Origin of the sequence: Psychrobacter sp. NC44, from assembly GCF_904846655.1 — a bacterium.
Classification (GTDB): domain Bacteria; phylum Pseudomonadota; class Gammaproteobacteria; order Pseudomonadales; family Moraxellaceae; genus Psychrobacter.
In genome coordinates, this window is sequence record NZ_CAJHBN010000002.1 from 316,728 (window position 1) to 333,036 (window position 16,309).

General features: G+C 41.7%; 12 protein-coding genes, 2 tRNA genes and 1 rRNA gene. 6 read left to right on the top strand and 9 right to left on the bottom strand.

The features are described 5' to 3' along the window. Positions 1 to 62 precede the first annotated feature (62 nt). The 4 genes from JMX95_RS02580 to JMX95_RS02595 all read left to right on the top strand — a co-directional run bounded on the left by JMX95_RS02580 (position 63) and on the right by JMX95_RS02595 (position 4,263). Positions 63 to 1,403 carry an efflux RND transporter periplasmic adaptor subunit gene (locus JMX95_RS02580; protein ID WP_201559971.1) on the top strand — a complete coding sequence of 447 codons (1,341 nt, stop codon included), beginning with the start codon at positions 63 to 65 and terminating at the stop codon, positions 1,401 to 1,403. A gap of 198 nt (positions 1,404 to 1,601) precedes the next feature. After that, positions 1,602 to 3,551: a MacB family efflux pump subunit gene (locus JMX95_RS02585; RefSeq protein ID WP_227675939.1), complete on the top strand. Its 1,950-nt coding sequence runs from the start codon at positions 1,602 to 1,604 to the stop codon at positions 3,549 to 3,551. A gap of 401 nt (positions 3,552 to 3,952) precedes the next feature. Next, positions 3,953 to 4,028: transfer RNA gene (locus JMX95_RS02590), tRNA-Lys, on the top strand. Positions 4,029 to 4,187: 159 nt separating this feature from the next. Further along, positions 4,188 to 4,263, top strand: a tRNA-Lys gene (locus JMX95_RS02595). Between the two features lie 63 nt (positions 4,264 to 4,326). Here JMX95_RS02595 and JMX95_RS02600 read toward each other — a convergent pair. The 3 genes from JMX95_RS02600 to JMX95_RS02610 all read right to left on the bottom strand — a co-directional run bounded on the left by JMX95_RS02600 (position 4,327) and on the right by JMX95_RS02610 (position 8,904). Beyond that, positions 4,327 to 5,115 (bottom strand): MBL fold metallo-hydrolase, encoded by a 789-nt coding sequence (locus JMX95_RS02600; protein WP_201553445.1) that lies wholly within the window; start codon positions 5,113 to 5,115, stop codon positions 4,327 to 4,329. A gap of 284 nt (positions 5,116 to 5,399) precedes the next feature. Then, entirely contained in the window at positions 5,400 to 6,623 is a 1,224-nt protein-coding gene (locus tag JMX95_RS02605) for a hypothetical protein (RefSeq protein WP_201553436.1), read from the bottom strand. A 193-nt stretch (positions 6,624 to 6,816) separates the two neighbouring features. Continuing rightward, positions 6,817 to 8,904 (bottom strand): catalase, encoded by a 2,088-nt coding sequence (locus JMX95_RS02610; RefSeq protein ID WP_201553435.1) that lies wholly within the window; start codon positions 8,902 to 8,904, stop codon positions 6,817 to 6,819. 312 nt (positions 8,905 to 9,216) lie between these two features. Between JMX95_RS02610 and JMX95_RS02615 the strand changes: the two genes are divergently transcribed. Both JMX95_RS02615 and ppc read left to right on the top strand, forming a co-directional pair. Next, positions 9,217 to 10,008 carry a dienelactone hydrolase family protein gene (locus JMX95_RS02615; protein ID WP_201553433.1) on the top strand — a complete coding sequence of 264 codons (792 nt, stop codon included), beginning with the start codon at positions 9,217 to 9,219 and terminating at the stop codon, positions 10,006 to 10,008. 94 nt (positions 10,009 to 10,102) lie between these two features. Continuing rightward, on the top strand, positions 10,103 to 12,892 hold the full coding sequence (gene ppc, locus JMX95_RS02620) for a phosphoenolpyruvate carboxylase (RefSeq protein WP_201553431.1): 2,790 nt from the start codon (positions 10,103 to 10,105) through the stop codon (positions 12,890 to 12,892). A gap of 94 nt (positions 12,893 to 12,986) precedes the next feature. Here the strand turns inward: ppc and JMX95_RS02625 are convergent, their stop codons facing one another. From JMX95_RS02625 to rrf, 6 genes are all read right to left on the bottom strand, one after another. Further along, the gene (locus tag JMX95_RS02625) at positions 12,987 to 13,640 is read right to left on the bottom strand and encodes a DUF938 domain-containing protein (RefSeq protein WP_201553429.1); all 654 of its coding nucleotides are present in this window, start codon (positions 13,638 to 13,640) and stop codon (positions 12,987 to 12,989) included. Positions 13,641 to 13,714: 74 nt separating this feature from the next. Beyond that, positions 13,715 to 14,179 (bottom strand): flavodoxin family protein, encoded by a 465-nt coding sequence (locus JMX95_RS02630; protein ID WP_201553427.1) that lies wholly within the window; start codon positions 14,177 to 14,179, stop codon positions 13,715 to 13,717. 84 nt (positions 14,180 to 14,263) lie between these two features. Next, positions 14,264 to 14,674, bottom strand: coding sequence for an OsmC family protein (locus JMX95_RS02635; RefSeq protein WP_201559972.1), 411 nt, complete (start codon positions 14,672 to 14,674; stop codon positions 14,264 to 14,266). A gap of 55 nt (positions 14,675 to 14,729) precedes the next feature. After that, positions 14,730 to 15,839, bottom strand: a complete 1,110-nt coding sequence (locus tag JMX95_RS02640; RefSeq protein ID WP_201553423.1) for an LPO_1073/Vpar_1526 family protein — start codon at positions 15,837 to 15,839, stop codon at positions 14,730 to 14,732. Further along, a complete protein-coding gene (locus tag JMX95_RS02645) occupies positions 15,829 to 16,014 on the bottom strand; it encodes a hypothetical protein (RefSeq protein WP_201553421.1) in 186 nt (61 codons plus the stop codon). The genes JMX95_RS02640 and JMX95_RS02645 overlap by 11 nt, the downstream gene beginning before the upstream one ends. A 165-nt stretch (positions 16,015 to 16,179) precedes the next feature. Then, positions 16,180 to 16,294 (bottom strand): 5S ribosomal RNA (rrf, locus tag JMX95_RS02650). Positions 16,295 to 16,309: the final 15 nt, after the last annotated feature.

The following is a 16,309-nucleotide window of genomic DNA, read 5'->3' on the forward strand; positions in this document are numbered from 1 at the left end:
CCTTTTGGACTTCAAGCCTCTACTATATGTACACTTGATTTCATTGTGACTGGATTGTTGTTATGCGCAAAATAAGCAAAAAGTCTGCTATCAAATGGGGTGTCATCGCCTTAATCATCGTAGCATTAGGGGCTTTGGCCTATACTTTTTTAAAACCAGAGGAAGAAAAACCCAGTTATTTAACCGCACCTGTTGAGGTTGGTGATATCGAAAACAATGTCATGGCATCAGGTAAAGTTAAAGCACTTAATACCGTCGATGTCGGTGCACAGGTTTCTGGTGAGGTCACAAACCTCTATGTAGAAGTGGGTGACGAGGTGAAACAAGGCGATTTGATTGCACAGATTGATCAAGTGACTCAGAAGAACAGCCTGAGCAATGAACAAGCCAGTCTTGAGCAAAGTGAAGCCGCGCTACAAAGTGCGCAAGCAGAATCGTTAAGCAAACAAGCGAGTCTAAAAAGTGCCTATGCCGATCTTGCCAGCCGTCAGTCTGAGCTCAAACAAGCACAGTCTGACTTTGCGCGCTTGCAAGGCTTACTGGCTATCGATGCGATATCGCAGCAGGATTATGATACGCAAGCGACAAAGGTTGCTACCGCTCAGGCATCAGTAGCCAATGCCCGCGCTGCTATTGATACAGCACAAGCCGCCATTGCAACAGCCACTGCAAACATCAATAGCCAACAAGCAGCATTACGAAAGTCTCAAACCAATGTCGCAACGGCTCAAGAAGACCTTAGCTATACAACGATTCGCGCGCCAATATCAGGTACTGTCGTCTCAGTGACCACAGAGCAAGGCACGACGGTCAATGCCAATCAAACAGCCCCGACCATCGTAACTTTAGCAGATTTGTCTACTGTTAGAATCAACGCACAAATCTCCGAAGCCGATGTTATCAATGTCAATGCTGGTATGCCCGCCTACTTTAATATCATCGGTAATCCAGACAAGCAGTATGATGCGACACTGACAGCTATTGAGCCGGCACCCGAGGAAATTAGCAAGACCAGCTCAACCGATTCTGCAATCTACTATGTTGGCTACGTAGAAGTAGCTAACCCTGAGCGATTATTTCGTATTGATATGACCGCCCAGATTTATATCATCATCGATCAAGCCAAAGATACCCTACTTGTACCATCAGCAGCCATACAAGAAAGACCCGCGAGAAATCAAACTGAAGGTCAAGCAAAAACCAGCAAGGTTGTACGCGTACTAAATGATGACGGCACAGTAGAACCTCGCACAGTAGAAGTGGGCATTGATAACCGAGTAAATGCGCAAATTTTAAGCGGATTGGAAGAAGGTGAGCAAGTCATCATCGGCGAAGCTAGTGCCAAAGCTCCAGGTAACCGTGGTGGTGGTGGTACTCGTATACCTGGTACTCCAAGGATGTAATTAATTCTTTGACTATGTTAACGATAAAAGGGCTTGAGCAACTTAGCCCTTTTCTCACGACACTCACTATCTTTGATTAAAGACATTGCTATGACTATATCTCAATCTACTAAACAGCCGACTGACAGCACTAGTGCTTCGATAGAAACCAAATCACCGAATAATATCAATACTGCAGCTACCGCTGACAAGCCAATTATGGAGCTGTCGGGTATTATTCGAGAGTTTGCTGCCGGAGAGCAAACCATTCGCGTATTGCACGAGGTTAATTTAACGATTAATCAAGGTGAAATGGTCGCGATTATCGGGCAATCTGGCTCTGGTAAGTCTACACTAATGAATATCTTGGGTTGCTTAGATCAGGCGACAGCAGGTGACTATAAGATTTATGGCCAATCAGCAAACAAGCTAGAGGCAGATGAATTGGCTGAGTTACGCCGAGAGCATTTTGGCTTTATCTTTCAGCGCTACCACCTGCTTGGTGACATTAGCGCTAAAGATAACGTTGCCGTCCCTGCCGTATATGCTGGTATGAACACTGAGGCACGAATCAATCGCGCAGAAAAGCTCTTGACTGATCTAGGTCTTGGTGAAAAAGTAAATAATCGTCCTAGCCAGCTCTCAGGCGGCCAACAGCAGCGTGTTTCTGTTGCTCGTGCCCTGATGAATGGTGGCGATGTTATCTTAGCAGATGAGCCAACTGGTGCACTAGATAGCAAATCTGGCGAAGACGTGATGGCGATCTTACATGATCTAAATGCTAAAGGTCATACCATTATCATGGTCACTCATGATCCCAAACTTGCTGCCCAAGCCGAACGAGTTATTGAGTTAAAAGATGGTTACGTCATTGCAGATTACAAAACTGAGCATTATAAACCGACAACTCAACACCCAGAATCTATCCTCGGTGGACATCGTAAAAGTGCCTTTGGCAGTTTTGTGGATCGTTTGCTCGAAGCTTTTAAAATGTCCTTACTTGCCATGCGTGCACACAAGATGCGCACCTTGTTGACCATGTTAGGCATTATCATCGGTATCGCTGCGGTTGTGTCTATCGTTGGTCTTGGTCAAGGCTCTCAGCAGCAAATTCTCGCAAATATTAGCTCGCTAGGAACCAATACCATCACCGTCAATGACGGCTACCCTAGAGGCGACCCGCGACGTAAATATAATGACGACAACCTCACACCAGAAGATGCAGAAGCGGTCAGCAGTCAACCGTATGTTATCAATGTGAGCCCTCAAGTCAATACCAGCTCTAGTGTACGCTATCGCAGCGTGCAGGAAGACTCGACCATCAATGGTGTTGGTGAGTATTATCTAGAGGTCACTGGTGAGACGCTGGCATTAGGTCAAGGTTTCGATTCGCAAAGTATCGACCTTCGCAGTCAAGATATTATTATCGATGACAATGCCAAGAGTGCTTTTTTTGCAGATATAGATAACCCTATCGGAGAAGTCATACTCATCGGTAGTGTGCCTGGACGCGTGGTTGGCGTCCTTGAGGCAAGCGACGGTGGCTTTGGACCAAGTAGCACGACACCTGTCATATATATGCCTTATACCACTGTGATGTCACGTATAACTGGTAGTGCAAATATTGATAGTTTTATAGCACTGTTAGATGATAGTGTCTCATCTAGTGTAGCTGAGTCAGCTATTTCCGACATAATAGAAGGTCGCCATGGTAAAGATGATTTTAATATTATTAACTCAGATTCTATTCGTCAGACCATTGAATCAACGACAGGTACTATGACACTGCTCATCTCATCGGTTGCTGTTATCTCATTGATCGTTGGTGGTATTGGTGTGATGAATATTATGCTAGTATCGGTCACGGAACGCACTAATGAAATTGGTGTACGTATGGCAGTTGGGGCTCGTCAAAACGATATCATGCAGCAGTTTTTGATAGAAGCCGTACTCGTCTGTATTTTGGGCGGCTTATTAGGTATTGGACTGGCCTTTGCTATTGGTGAAATCATTAATAATTTTGCTGGTGATAGCTTTAAAGTGATTTACTCACCAACCTCTATCATTGCTGCATTTATATGTTCAACACTGATTGGTGTCGTATTTGGATTCTTGCCAGCGCGTAATGCTGCTAAATTAGATCCTGTTGAAGCACTGTCTAGGGACTAAAACGTCGCGACTGACGTTTTAAATAGGCATTTACTGCCATGAAACAGCCACCAATAAGCCAAATTATATAAAAAAACGCATTTTTTCGCATTAATTGCACTTTTTTTATATTACGGGGTTGTAATTGTCCTGATAGTGTATATAATGTGCTCTCACGTTTAGGGATAGAAATTCTTTAAACGTTGAAACAAACTTAATGCCTCTTTTAATGTTGATTAACCTAATATTAAAAATTAAGTTTAAAGACATTTTTTAGATGTCTAGTTTTAATAAGTTTGCCTTCAAGGAAATTTATCTTGTAGTAGATATAAACCTAGTAAAGGTATAGAGTTTTTAGAATTTACGAAAATGTAAATTCTCTTGCACTCAGATGAAGTACTACTTCATTTTATCTTCGCTCAGGGCCGATAGCTCAGTTGGTAGAGCAGTTGACTTTTAATCAATTGGTCCCGCGTTCGAGTCGCGGTCGGCCCACCATATTTAGTATTATGCTTGTTATGTACATTGCCCTATCAGGTATTGGCATAATAAGTAACAAAGTTTAAGAAGCTTTCTTTTAGAAAACTTCACCGAATTTACGAAGTTGTAAATTCACTTGCAGAGTTAAAAAAGCCATGCTTTTTTATATACTCTTCAGGGCCGATAGCTCAGTTGGTAGAGCAGTTGACTTTTAATCAATTGGTCCCGCGTTCGAGTCGCGGTCGGCCCACCATATTTAGAAAACCCAGTCATTATGTTAATAGTGACTGGGCTTTTTTTTGTTTAAAATTTCACTTTATTTTTTACGGTTTCGTTTAAAAATAGTGAAGTCAGCGTCTTTTCGCCACAGTAGCTTATGCTTAATCGTGTCTTTAATCGTCCGTGGATGCTTGGGTGCTTGCGTAATCAGCATATCAAACGTTTCTGCGTCGATTGCCAGCTCACATCCATGTGCCATCATGACCATAGAAGGTTTTAACGCCTTTATTCTTTGTAGTGACTGAATATAGACTTTAGGATCATAAATAGGAAAAGGCGCCACGAACTTATGACGCAGTTTGATAATTAAATCTGCCGTATAGACTTGCCGACTTGGTATATGAAATAGAGATAAATCACGATCTGTATGACCGGGTGTTTCCAGTACTCGCCATTCATCAAATTTTGGCACGCTATCCCCATCTTTAACGATAATATCAGGCGTAAGATGGGCAGGATAATACAGATTTTTAAGGGAGCGACCTTGACGTCTGGCCACATAATGCGCAAGATTTATATCCACAAAATGCATGGCATGCCCACCGATACCGCGATACCATTGATGCTTTTTTTCTGCCGAAACAATGATACAGCCCGTCTCTTTTCTAAATTGATGAGCGCCGCCTGCATGATCAGGATGCATATGGGTCACCACGACGACTTTTAGATCGCTGATTGGTCGCTGTAACGTCGTTCTAATATAATCTAATACCATCGCTACATCAGGGCGGCAACCACCGTCCAGCAGCATGATTTTATCTGGATATACCGCAAGATAAGTACTTTGGATATATCCTTCTAAACGTATAATTTCACATAAACTCATTTGCATTCCCTGCTACATGATTGCTCACTGTTATAGTATCCCTACTATAGGAGGCGCTTTTAATGCGCCTTAATAGGATTTAGTATAGCGCCCACCATTCAACTTGTAATGACTTTGAGTGAACGCTTGTGACTATTTTTCTTGAGATGGGCTTTATCTGAAATAGGTTTGCTTCTTAGCTCTTTTTTTGGCTTAATCATCATTGGCTAAAAAGCAAAAACCTAACATTAATGTTAGGTTTTTATTTGAGTTTTTACTGCCTATTAATTCATGCTGTTTTTAAATTAGAATGGTAAAACCAATGCCTCTTTATCGTCACTGGTGATTTCCATATACTGATAAATTCCTTTTCTATCATAAATCTGGGTTTCTAAAGAGTAGCCAAACCCTGGTTGATATGCTCGGCCCATTTGAGCAACTCCATCACTACCCAATGCAATTGCCATCAGATACTGCTGCTCACTGGTATTTTTAGAGGCCTCTAATGACATATCAGTGGGGTTATTTAGATAAATTACTTTTTTCCCAGCTACTGTTTTGACGCCTTCTTCTAGTATTTGAGGTGAAACATTATAATTGATGGCATAAGTACAAACTGGTTGTATATTATACAAAGTAGCACCAAGAATGTCTTTGTTAAAGACCAGTCCACTGTTACTCAATTTAAGCGCACAAACCAAATCTTCAATTTTTGAGTGAGCGTCACGATACGCTTTTAATGTTGAATACTTGTTGGCATCTCCTGATTGATTATTTCCTGAGAAAAAATCCACATCTTCAAGCGTTATTACCTCACCTTGCGTTAAAATAAAGTCGATATTGTATCTTTTAGCCCCGCCCGGAAGACCTACCGCTTTAATAATAACGTCATATTTTGAGCTGCCTTTATCAAAAATCAGCTTACCCGCGCCTACCTTAAAATCACTTCTATAATCAGGAAACGTAAGTTCGTCGCGGCTGCCCCATTTGCCATTGTAGCTTAGAGTATCTCCAGTAAAGTATCTATTATAAAAAAAGTCTTCCGTAATACCATCACTGACTGAGAGCCATTGCTTTAATGCAGGCTCATACATCCAATGGCGTTCAACAATTTTATTTAAACTTTCGTCCAGCTTGTACTGTTTAACAAAAGTACAATATGTTCGATTCTTGTCCGTACAGCTATAACCCTGCGGGTTATTATCCTCGTAGCGACCAATGTCAATATCAAATATTCCTGTTTTAAGGTCATTCAATCCGTCATTATTAGCTTCAATATCTAATGGCTTATTATTGAGAGGTAATGAAGGTAGGGTCAAAGTATCTTTTAGCTCTACTGCTTCAGGTTTCGGTATTTCAGGTCTGGGTTTTGAATTTTCTGGCTTGGGTTTTTCGGGTTTCGGTTTTTCAGTATTTATCTGTTCGTTAGAAGCAGCATTATCGCTGCCACTTGATCCGCCACAACCTACTAGACTGCCTGTCAGTAGAATCAACAAACTAAGTGATAAATTCTTATTAAGTGTTTTCACGATAAAAATTCCGGACGAATAGTATTGTTAGATAATTTAAACTTTATTTAACAAAAAAACAACTAAAATACACATTGAGTTTTTATTCTATTTTCAAATATTTGGGCGCTACCAAGCACTCTGAAATTAGCTTTAAAAATTCAATAAAAAACCCAGCGCTAAGGCTGAGTTCTTTATTAGAGGTCTAAAAAAACTACGCCAAATCACGAACCTTTGGCTCACGTTCCCACAGACGAGATTTGGCATTCTCAATAAAAGTATCCAATTCAGCTAGTGGCGTGACAAAGGCATCTTTTTCGATAGGTAGCTTACTTAAGATAAACTCATCGGTCGCGCCGCAATAAGCAATGGCTTTGCAATGACCATACGCATCGTTGAACCAATCTAATGCTGAGCTGTCTTTGGCTAGCTTCTTAGCTTGCTCTGGCATAATGATACTCACGACTGCGTCAAACATCACTGATGGACCGCCAGCGAGACGCTCATCAGCCTGTATGCGCGTCTCATCATCTAAGACAACTTCCTTATTGGGTGCAACGATTTTCACGCTAGCACCCTGCGCTTTTGCCGCCTCTTCGAACTTTTTGATTTCACTATGCTTTGAGCCTTCAGCGACCAAGATACCAATCAAACGGCCTTTTAAACTCTTAGGCGTTAGACCAATCGTTTGTACTGCTTTCGATGTCGCCATATCCTGTACAGGAGCAGCGGCATCAGCAGGCTCTGGCAGTTCCATACCTAGCGCTTTTGCCACACGATTTGCCAAGTCTTCATCGATATGCGGTAGATGACTCAGCATACGCGTACGTACATGCGCCGTATCTACTTTACCTAGCTCAAAGGCATAAGCAGAAGCAATGTGCGCTTGCTCAGCTGGTGTTTGGCTACGATAGAACATGCGCGGTTGACTATAATGATCGGCAAAGCTCTCTGCGCGCACGCGACCTTTCACACCATCATCCAACTGCTCATGGAATGATTCAAAGCCACGCTTGGCGCTTTCACGTGGTCTGGTTGGGTCTAAACTTTGTGGTTCATAGAGTACACGAGTCTTAGGTACTTGCATCTGCATATGACCATCTTGCTGATTATTGGCAAACGGACATTTCGGCGCGTTGATTGGAATTTGGGCAAAATTAGGCGAACCTAAACGTGATAATTGCGTGTCTAGATAACTGAACAAACGACCTTGTAATAATGGATCGTTACTGAAGTCGATACCTGGTGGCAGATGCGATGGACAGAACGCCACTTGCTCCGTTTCTGCAAAGAAATTATCGGGATAACGGTTCAGCACCATTTTACCCACGACTTTCACTGGCACCATCTCTTCTGGAATCAGCTTGGTGGCATCTAGATGATCAAACGGGAATTTATCAGCCTCTTCTTCAGTAAATAACTGGACGCCAAACTCCCATTCAGGATAGTCGCCATTATTAATGGCTTCAAACAAATCACGGCGATGATAATCAGGGTCAGCGCCTGAGATTTTTACCGCCTCATCCCACGTGGTTGACTGTACACCGAGTACAGGTTTCCAATGGAAACGGACAAAGGTACTCTTGCCTTCTTTGTTGATTAAACGATAGCTGTGAATACCAAAGCCTTCCATCATGCGTAAACTGCGTGGTAGTGCACGATCACTCATCAGCCAAATTAAATTATGCATGGTCTCAGGACTTAATGACACAAAGTCCCAAAAGGTGTCATGCGCCGAAGCAGCTTGCGGAAATCCACGATCCGGCTCTGGTTTGACCGCATGAATGAGGTCTGGAAACTTCATCGCATCTTGAATAAAGAAAATTGGCATGTTGTTACCCACGATGTCCCAATTACCTTCTTCGGTATAAATCTTCACAGCAAAACCACGCACATCACGTGGCGTATCTTTTGAGCCTTTGTTACCTGCAACCGTAGAAAAACGGGTAAATAAAGGCGTCTGTTTACCTGTTTCAGTCAAAATTTTCGCCGTGGTGTATTTTTCGAGCGACTCAGTGAGTTCAAAATAACCGTGAGCAGCACTACCACGCGCATGAACAATACGCTCAGGAATACGCTCATGGTCAAAATGATGGATTTTTTCTCGTAACACAAAGTCCTCTAATAAGGTTGGCCCACGTGCGCCTGCTTTTAGAGAGTTTTGATTGTCAGAGATGATGACACCTTGTTGGGTCGTCAATACTTTGGTGTCATCCCCTGCGCGCTGGTGAGTCTCACCGCCATTGCCACGTTCCGTATTCATATCTTTAGCGGGGTCAGTATGATCAATATTATTTTTCATTATGCATCCTAGCTAGTAATTAAAAGTAGGCTCTATTTCTTTAGAACTTTTGTATAGAGCTGTCTTTAATATTAGCCAAAAAATATGACTAATTCATGGCACTCCTTGTTGATATTTGGTTAAAGTTTGCAGCCGTGATAAAGCCGTAATTTCAGCGTATTTAAACAGAGCCTCAACGTTGACGATAGATTCTTGTCATGTAGTGATTTTTTAAGGTATGCTCTTAGGAAGCATTAAAACAGTTGATAAATAAAATGGGCATGGTTTTAGCCAACTATTTATCTTTTTTATACGATTATAAGGCGACATACCATGTTATCAACTTCAAAGACTACGTCCAAAAAACCTTATCACTCATTGCTAATGGGTGCGTCAATCGGACTAATGGCACTGACTTTCAGCCAAACAGCTGCCGCCATTACAACCAAAAATATTACCTATACCGTGGATGATCAAGCATACGAAGGCTATTACGCCAAAGCCGACAAAGCTAATGCGCCTTTTATCCTACTCATTCATGATTGGGATGGATTGACAGACTATGAGCGCAAACGTGCTGACATGTTAGCCACGGAGGGCTACAACGTATTGGCGGCAGACATGTTCGGGCAAGGCGTTCGTCCTACTTCTATTGAAGAAAACAAACGCTTAACTGGGGAATTATACGATAATCGCAATAAAATGCGCCGCATACTTCAAGGTGCGTTGAATGCTGGAAGACTACAAGGTAATGATGTGCGTAAAGGCACTACCATGGGATATTGTTTTGGCGGTACCGTTGCTCTGGAGCTGGCGCGCTCAGGATTTGAGCAAAAAGCATTTGTACCCTTCCATGGTGCCTTCGATATTCCAACAGGTCAAAGTTATGACAAGACAACTGGAGAAATCTTAGTATTCCATGGCTCTGCTGATGAATCTGTCTCTCTAGAGAGCTTCGCAACTTTGGGTAAGACATTAGAAGCAGCAAAAGTACCGCATGAGATGGTGACATATAGTGGTGCACCACATGCCTTTAGCGTGTTCGGCAGTGATAGATATGATGCACGTGCCGATGAGCGCTCGTGGAAACGCTATTTGGATTTTTTAGCAAATGAATATAAATAACTTTAATTCATATCCTATAAGAACAGCGACCCTTAATTATTAACCAGCCTATCTCATTGATAAATGAGTCGATTAAAAGCCAAGGAAGCCAATTATGTTATTGAAGAACGACGTATTGCGTGCGCGTGTTAGATTGTTAGGCGCATTTTTAGGTGAGGCCATTTCTCGCCAATCTGGGGAGGATACCCTACGTACTATCGAAACATTGCGCAAGGGCTTTATTCAGGAGCGCCGCGAGCATAATCCAGCACACAAACAGCAGCTGATCGATCTTATTGCCTCATTAGACAATCAAACCTTAAAAAACGTCATTCGCGCATTCTCTATTTACTTTTTCCTTGCCAATTTAACTGAAGAAAACTATCTGCGTGAGCAACGCCGTACTATGCGTGCTCAGTCCAATCAAAGCTGGGAAGGATCCTTTCGCCGCACCTTGTTAGAATGCCGTGAGCGGCAAATCGAACCTGCGCAAATCAAAGAGCTTATTGATCACCTTAAATTTATTCCTGTTTTTACGGCTCATCCTACCGAAGCCCGTAGACGCACCACCATGAATATCTTGCAAACCCTCTATGAGCATACCGATGCCATGAGCGACTATCCCGAAGGCAGCCTAGCCTTTATGCAAGCTAAGCAAAAGACAGCAGAAACCATTGACTTGCTGTGGTCGTCAGACGAAGTTCGCAGCCGAAAACCTTTGGTTTATGATGAAATAAACAACGGCTTACACTATTTTGATGCCAGCTTATTCACTGCCATTCCCAAAGTATATCGTAATATAAAAGACGCTATCGTCGATATCTATCCTGAGTTAATCAACTACCCTTTACCCGCCTTTGTCAGTTTTGGCTCTTGGATTGGCGGCGATAGAGATGGCAATCCATTCGTCACCCATGAAACCACTGAAATGGCGGTATTGATGCATGCTAATACCGTGCTACGCCATTACCAAGTGTTGATCAGAAAATTGCGTCGTGAGCTGATTCATAGCGATACTATCGTCGATATCGCGCCAGAGATTTATACCCGTATCAAAGACTACAACACACTCGATCAAAAAGTCTTTTGCTACAATCCTGATGATTACAATAATGAGCCGTACCGAAGACTGCTGTCCATTATTCTGGCTAAAATAAAAGCGACCAACCAGCATATCCAAAGCCAAGGCACAGATGAGGAGGCTGCAAAAGAGGCTTACTCAACACCGACGGCCTTGCTAGATGATTTACGCCTTATTCGCAAAAGTGTCAATACTCATGACAAAGCGCATGGCGAAGGCTTACTGCTTGATACCATTCGCCTAGTCAAAACCTGTGGATTCCATTTAGCCTCGCTAGATATTCGCCAAGATTCAGGTTATCACGGCGAAGTCATTGCAGATATTTTTGCTAGCGCCTCGAATCTGCCCGACTATCACACTCTCAGCGAAACAGAGCGGCAAGAATGGCTAACGCGTTTGCTAGAAAAGCCAGGTGCACCGCTGATTTATACCGACAACTTAAGCGCGCAAACACACGAACAGCTTGCTCTGATGAATTCTGTCGCTAAACTGCGTAAACTGGTCGGCGACGATACTTTTGGTAGCTATGTAATTTCGATGACCAATAACGCCAGTCAGCTATTAGAAGTGCTGCTACTGATGCGTTTTGCAGGTTTATCGGGTATTGATAAGAACGGGCATTTATTTTCTGCCCTACCAGTTGCGCCACTGTTTGAAACCATCGAAGATTTAAAAAATATCGATAAAATTATGCCAATGGTGTTGGACAATCGGCTATATCGTGATTTACTTGAGCACTCAGGAAACATTCAAGAGATTATGCTTGGCTACTCAGATTCCTCTAAAGATGGCGGCATTATTACCTCCGCTTGGCAGTTATATAGTGCCCAGCAAACCATCACCGATATCGCCAATCAATATGGTATCACCACCCGCCTGTTCCATGGTCGTGGTGGTTCCGTCAGTCGTGGTGGTGGCTCAACCCATCAAGCCATCGCTGCTCAGCCTGCTGGCACTTTACATGGACAGATCAAGTTCACTGAACAAGGCGAAGTACTTTACGCCAAGTATGCCAATCCAGATACTGCCGTGTTTGAATTAACCATGGGAATCACGGGAGCGCTAAAAGCCAGCTCGTCACGATTTGTCGAACAACCCAAACAGCTAGATAGCTATGAAGCGTTGTTTGCTGATTTGGCAGATGCAGGCGAACAGCAATATCGAGAGCTGACGGATAATACAGAGGGCTTCTATCAGTTTTATTCTGAGGCCACACCAGTACAAGAGATTTCATTGCTCAATATTGGCTCGCGTCCTGCTCACCGTAAAAAAGGACTGCCGAGCAAATCGACGATTCGGGCGATACCATGGGTATTTGGCTGGTCATTGGCGCGCTTTACCCTTCCCGCTTGGTATGGCGTGGGCAGTGCTTTAGATAGCGTCAAAAAAGACGAAGCGTTAATGAAGGAGATGAATAAAAACTGGCCATTTTTCAATGTCTTTATCAGTAATATTGAAATGGCTTTTACCAAATCCGAGATGAATATCGCCCGTGCATACAGTCAACTGTGTAAAGACGAAAGCTTACGTGAGCAAGTCATGCAGGCAGTGATTGATGAGCATGAACTGACGCACGCAGGTCTCAACTCCTTGCTAGAGCAGGCGTCTTTACTCTCAAACCAACAAGACTTGGCTCATTCATTGGAATGGCGTAACGCCTATTTAGATCCCATTAACTACATCCAGATTGAGCTACTCAAGCGTATGCGCCAATCCGATAACACTGACAATGACAATCTGGAAAATGACGATAGACCTGCTGTCGAAGATGCATTAATTCGTAGTATCAACGCTTTGGCAGCAGGGCTACGCAATACAGGTTAGTATTTATAAATAGGTTGATCTTTACTGATTGGAACTTACATAAAGCTGAGTTGATTCATAGTGTTATCACAGTGAACCAACTCAGATTTTTACGTTAATAGAGTTTTTCAAATACTAATATTTGATTGTTAGATGGCATCTCATAACGCTTATTTAACGTTAAATGATGTGTATTTGCCAAATCTATAACGTCTTCTAAATGACGGATGCCGCTGTTAGCATCGCGCTGGCGCAAGCTATGGTCAAACTGACGATTGCTTGCGCTGCTATAACTGCCATTTTCGTTAAAGGGTCCATAAATGATGAACTTACCATTTAAGGGTAGCATATCACCGACCAATTGGAATAATTTAGCCACTAAAGACCACGACATGATATGCAAGGTATTGGCGGTAAATACCGCATCATACGGTATATCGACCGCATTTTTCATTGGCACTGAATCACACGATACATCAAAAGTAAGCGGTGTATATAAATTAGGGGCAGGATAGGCAGCATGCCAAGCATTGATGGTGGCGTGATTAGCCAACATATCACTGGTCTGCCATGTTAAATGAGTCAATCTAGGGGCAAAATACACACTATGCTGACCCGTACCTGACCCAACCTCTAACACATGAATAGAACCTTGCAACTCTTGCTGTAAAAATTCTAGAATCGGCTGCTTATTATTTTCACACGCTTGAGAAAATGCTATTCCAGTAGGAGCAATCGATTGGCTATTATCTAAATCATCATTCAACACTGCTAATATCCTTATATATCTTCATTACTGTAGCTTTGATATTAATAATGGCGACAAGCAAAGCGTCGAAAAAACTAATAAATACCCGCTTCTACCCCAGCTGCCAGTGTCATCGCTAGCTCTTCGACTTGATCAGTAAAGATTTCTTGCCAATCACCTTGTAAAATCAGCGCCTCTTGCACCCATGACCAGCGCAGTCCTGTGGTAATGGTTTTGAGCGCAAGCTTAGTACCTGTCCCATCATGCCCAGCTCGAATATATACCGCAAACGGCATGCCCTGCTTCTTCTCTAACGCCCGATAATAACAGCGATCAAAAAAGTCTTTGGTCAGTCCTGCCATATAAGCCAAGTTCTCAGTCGTCCCTAATAATAGCGCGTCAGCTGCCAATACATCTTCAGGCTGGGTATCTTGGGGAGATTTGATTATGACATTGATATCTATATCAGGATGATTGGCACCATCATAAGCCGCTTGCGCCAACTTCTTAGTATTAGGTGATGGCGCATGCGCAACAATAAGTAAGGTTTTGCTAGCCATCTCAACCATCCTTATAAAGGTCACTGGTTTTTGGAATTAACAATTCTTGGAATCAGTAGTTCTTAGAATTAAAAGCTCTTAGAATTAATGGCTTCTGGAATGAATAGTCACTTTTTGAATGATATCAGGATGGATACTTTTCGCAACTGGACAAGTAAGCGCGGTGTTATAGAATATCTTTTGCGTTTTATCATCTAATGGTTGATTAAAAGTAATAACAACATGTACTTCACTGACTCGTCTTGGATCAGCAGCCATTATTTTGGTCACTTCAGCTGTAGTGCCTGCAATATCGATATCCATATCACGAGCTTTGATACCGATAATCGTCAACATACAACTGGCTAAGCTAGTCGCCAATAAATCAGTCGGCGAAAATGCTTCGCCTTTGCCGTGATTATCAGTCGGTGCATCAGTAATGATTTCATTATTTGACTGCAAATGAATGGCGGTGGTACGCAAATCGCCTTGGTAGGTCACTTTTAATGTCGTCATAGCTTGTCCTTTATAAACTATAAAACAGTGTGAATGTTACTGTTTAAAATATATTTTAATCAAGAGATGGAAGGTTTTTATCGCATCTTTGTGCATTGGAATGAGCTAGTACTCTTCCTACAGAAGTAACTTCAGCACCTATATTTATACTATTCCACCACTTCTTAAGAGTATTTAAATTAGCTCTTTCATCCCAGTGTTCTATAAATAATCGAGTATTTTCATTCTTAATATTTATATCTTGCGAATAAAGATCATATATCGTATTGATTGCTTTTTTCTGACTATCTGATAAAGCTATAGACTTAGGAATAAAAAACCCTTGCTGAAAAAGCTGTTTTGTTAAGACAAGAGATTCAATATGCTGTCTATTTGAAATAGGTACTCTTACAAATTCAGGGTTCAAAGCATGCTCAATTATAATATCTTTAGGTAATTTATTTGCTTCAATAATACTCATTGCTCTATCAAAATTTTCAGAGTTTTTCTTTATCCCTACATCTACATATCCATATAATTGCTCAGGGTAATAATCCTCTATTTTCTTTAAGGTACCAATTGGACTCAAACGCACAGCGTCTAATATATCTAAATGATCTAGCCAATCTCTACCCAAAGGTAAACTTCCATATAAAACTTTCCCGAATAGTTCATTTAAAACATCTAACCCTTGAAATATATCTCCTGTTAGTGGTAAGAAACTATTTATGCTATGGAACACCGTTAATCCAAGTAAGGCATCATCGTCTATTTCATCTACAATTTTTACAGCACGGCTGATTCCTGCACGTGCTACTCTATTTTTTCTCTTTTGGAATCTATGTACTAACAATTCGGAAAGAAGTTCATAGTCAACGGGTCTTTCGGTAGCAGCAGCTGTTTTTTGAGCTTCGACAAGTAATAATTGAAAGCTTGGATCTGCAAATACTTCTAAAGCACCTTCTAAATCTTCCATCTTAGGCATCAGTCTATTCTCAAACTCATCAATTCTAATTTGAGCGATTTTCATTGCCTCTTCAGAGTACTTATCTTTCAACTGTAAATTCATTTCTTGAAAAACCTCACGAGCTCGCTTTTCATCTATACCTAGTATATTAACAGTCATTTCTTTGGATTGAAGGTTATTAGAGTTATCACCTGCTTGTTGGTTCTGCCTATTCATCATTTTTTTTATTTCCTATATTTAAACTTCCTCCAACTTGTATATTTGTTGAATTATCACCGCCTTTTTGAACCTGTTTATTTTTTCGATTAAAGAAAAACCACCCTATTACCGAGAGAGGTAAAGCGACAGCCGCTCCACTAAATAACCAATCTTTGTTTGCAATAACCCAGTTCATAATTAAATACTCTAATAGTTCACAACATCTTGATAAAATTATATTAATTTAACTACAATATCATAAACACATATTAACATTTTATGTTCCAATAAAAATTAATCTCCCACGCAAAGAAAAACCCCCTCCGACATAAGTCAAAGGGGGTTTTACTTTAGAATAGAGAGCTGACGATGACCTACTCTCACATGGACGAATCCACACTACCATTGGCGCAATGATGTTTCACTTCTGAGTTCGGGAAGGGATCAGGTGGTGCCATCATGCTATTGTCGTCAGCAAAGGGGGTTTGTCG

Coding starts and splice junctions, on each gene's coding strand:
- ppc (WP_201553431.1), top strand. CDS start 10,103: ATGTTATTGAAGAACGACGTATTGCGTGCGCGTGTTAGATTGTTAGGC.
- JMX95_RS02600 (WP_201553445.1), bottom strand. CDS start 5,115: ATGAGTTTATGTGAAATTATACGTTTAGAAGGATATATCCAAAGTACT.
- JMX95_RS02580 (WP_201559971.1), top strand. CDS start 63: ATGCGCAAAATAAGCAAAAAGTCTGCTATCAAATGGGGTGTCATCGCC.
- JMX95_RS02640 (WP_201553423.1), bottom strand. CDS start 15,839: ATGATGAATAGGCAGAACCAACAAGCAGGTGATAACTCTAATAACCTT.
- JMX95_RS02610 (WP_201553435.1), bottom strand. CDS start 8,904: ATGAAAAATAATATTGATCATACTGACCCCGCTAAAGATATGAATACG.
- JMX95_RS02630 (WP_201553427.1), bottom strand. CDS start 14,179: ATGGCTAGCAAAACCTTACTTATTGTTGCGCATGCGCCATCACCTAAT.
- JMX95_RS02585 (WP_227675939.1), top strand. CDS start 1,602: ATGGAGCTGTCGGGTATTATTCGAGAGTTTGCTGCCGGAGAGCAAACC.
- JMX95_RS02645 (WP_201553421.1), bottom strand. CDS start 16,014: ATGAACTGGGTTATTGCAAACAAAGATTGGTTATTTAGTGGAGCGGCT.
- JMX95_RS02615 (WP_201553433.1), top strand. CDS start 9,217: ATGTTATCAACTTCAAAGACTACGTCCAAAAAACCTTATCACTCATTG.
- JMX95_RS02635 (WP_201559972.1), bottom strand. CDS start 14,674: ATGACGACATTAAAAGTGACCTACCAAGGCGATTTGCGTACCACCGCC.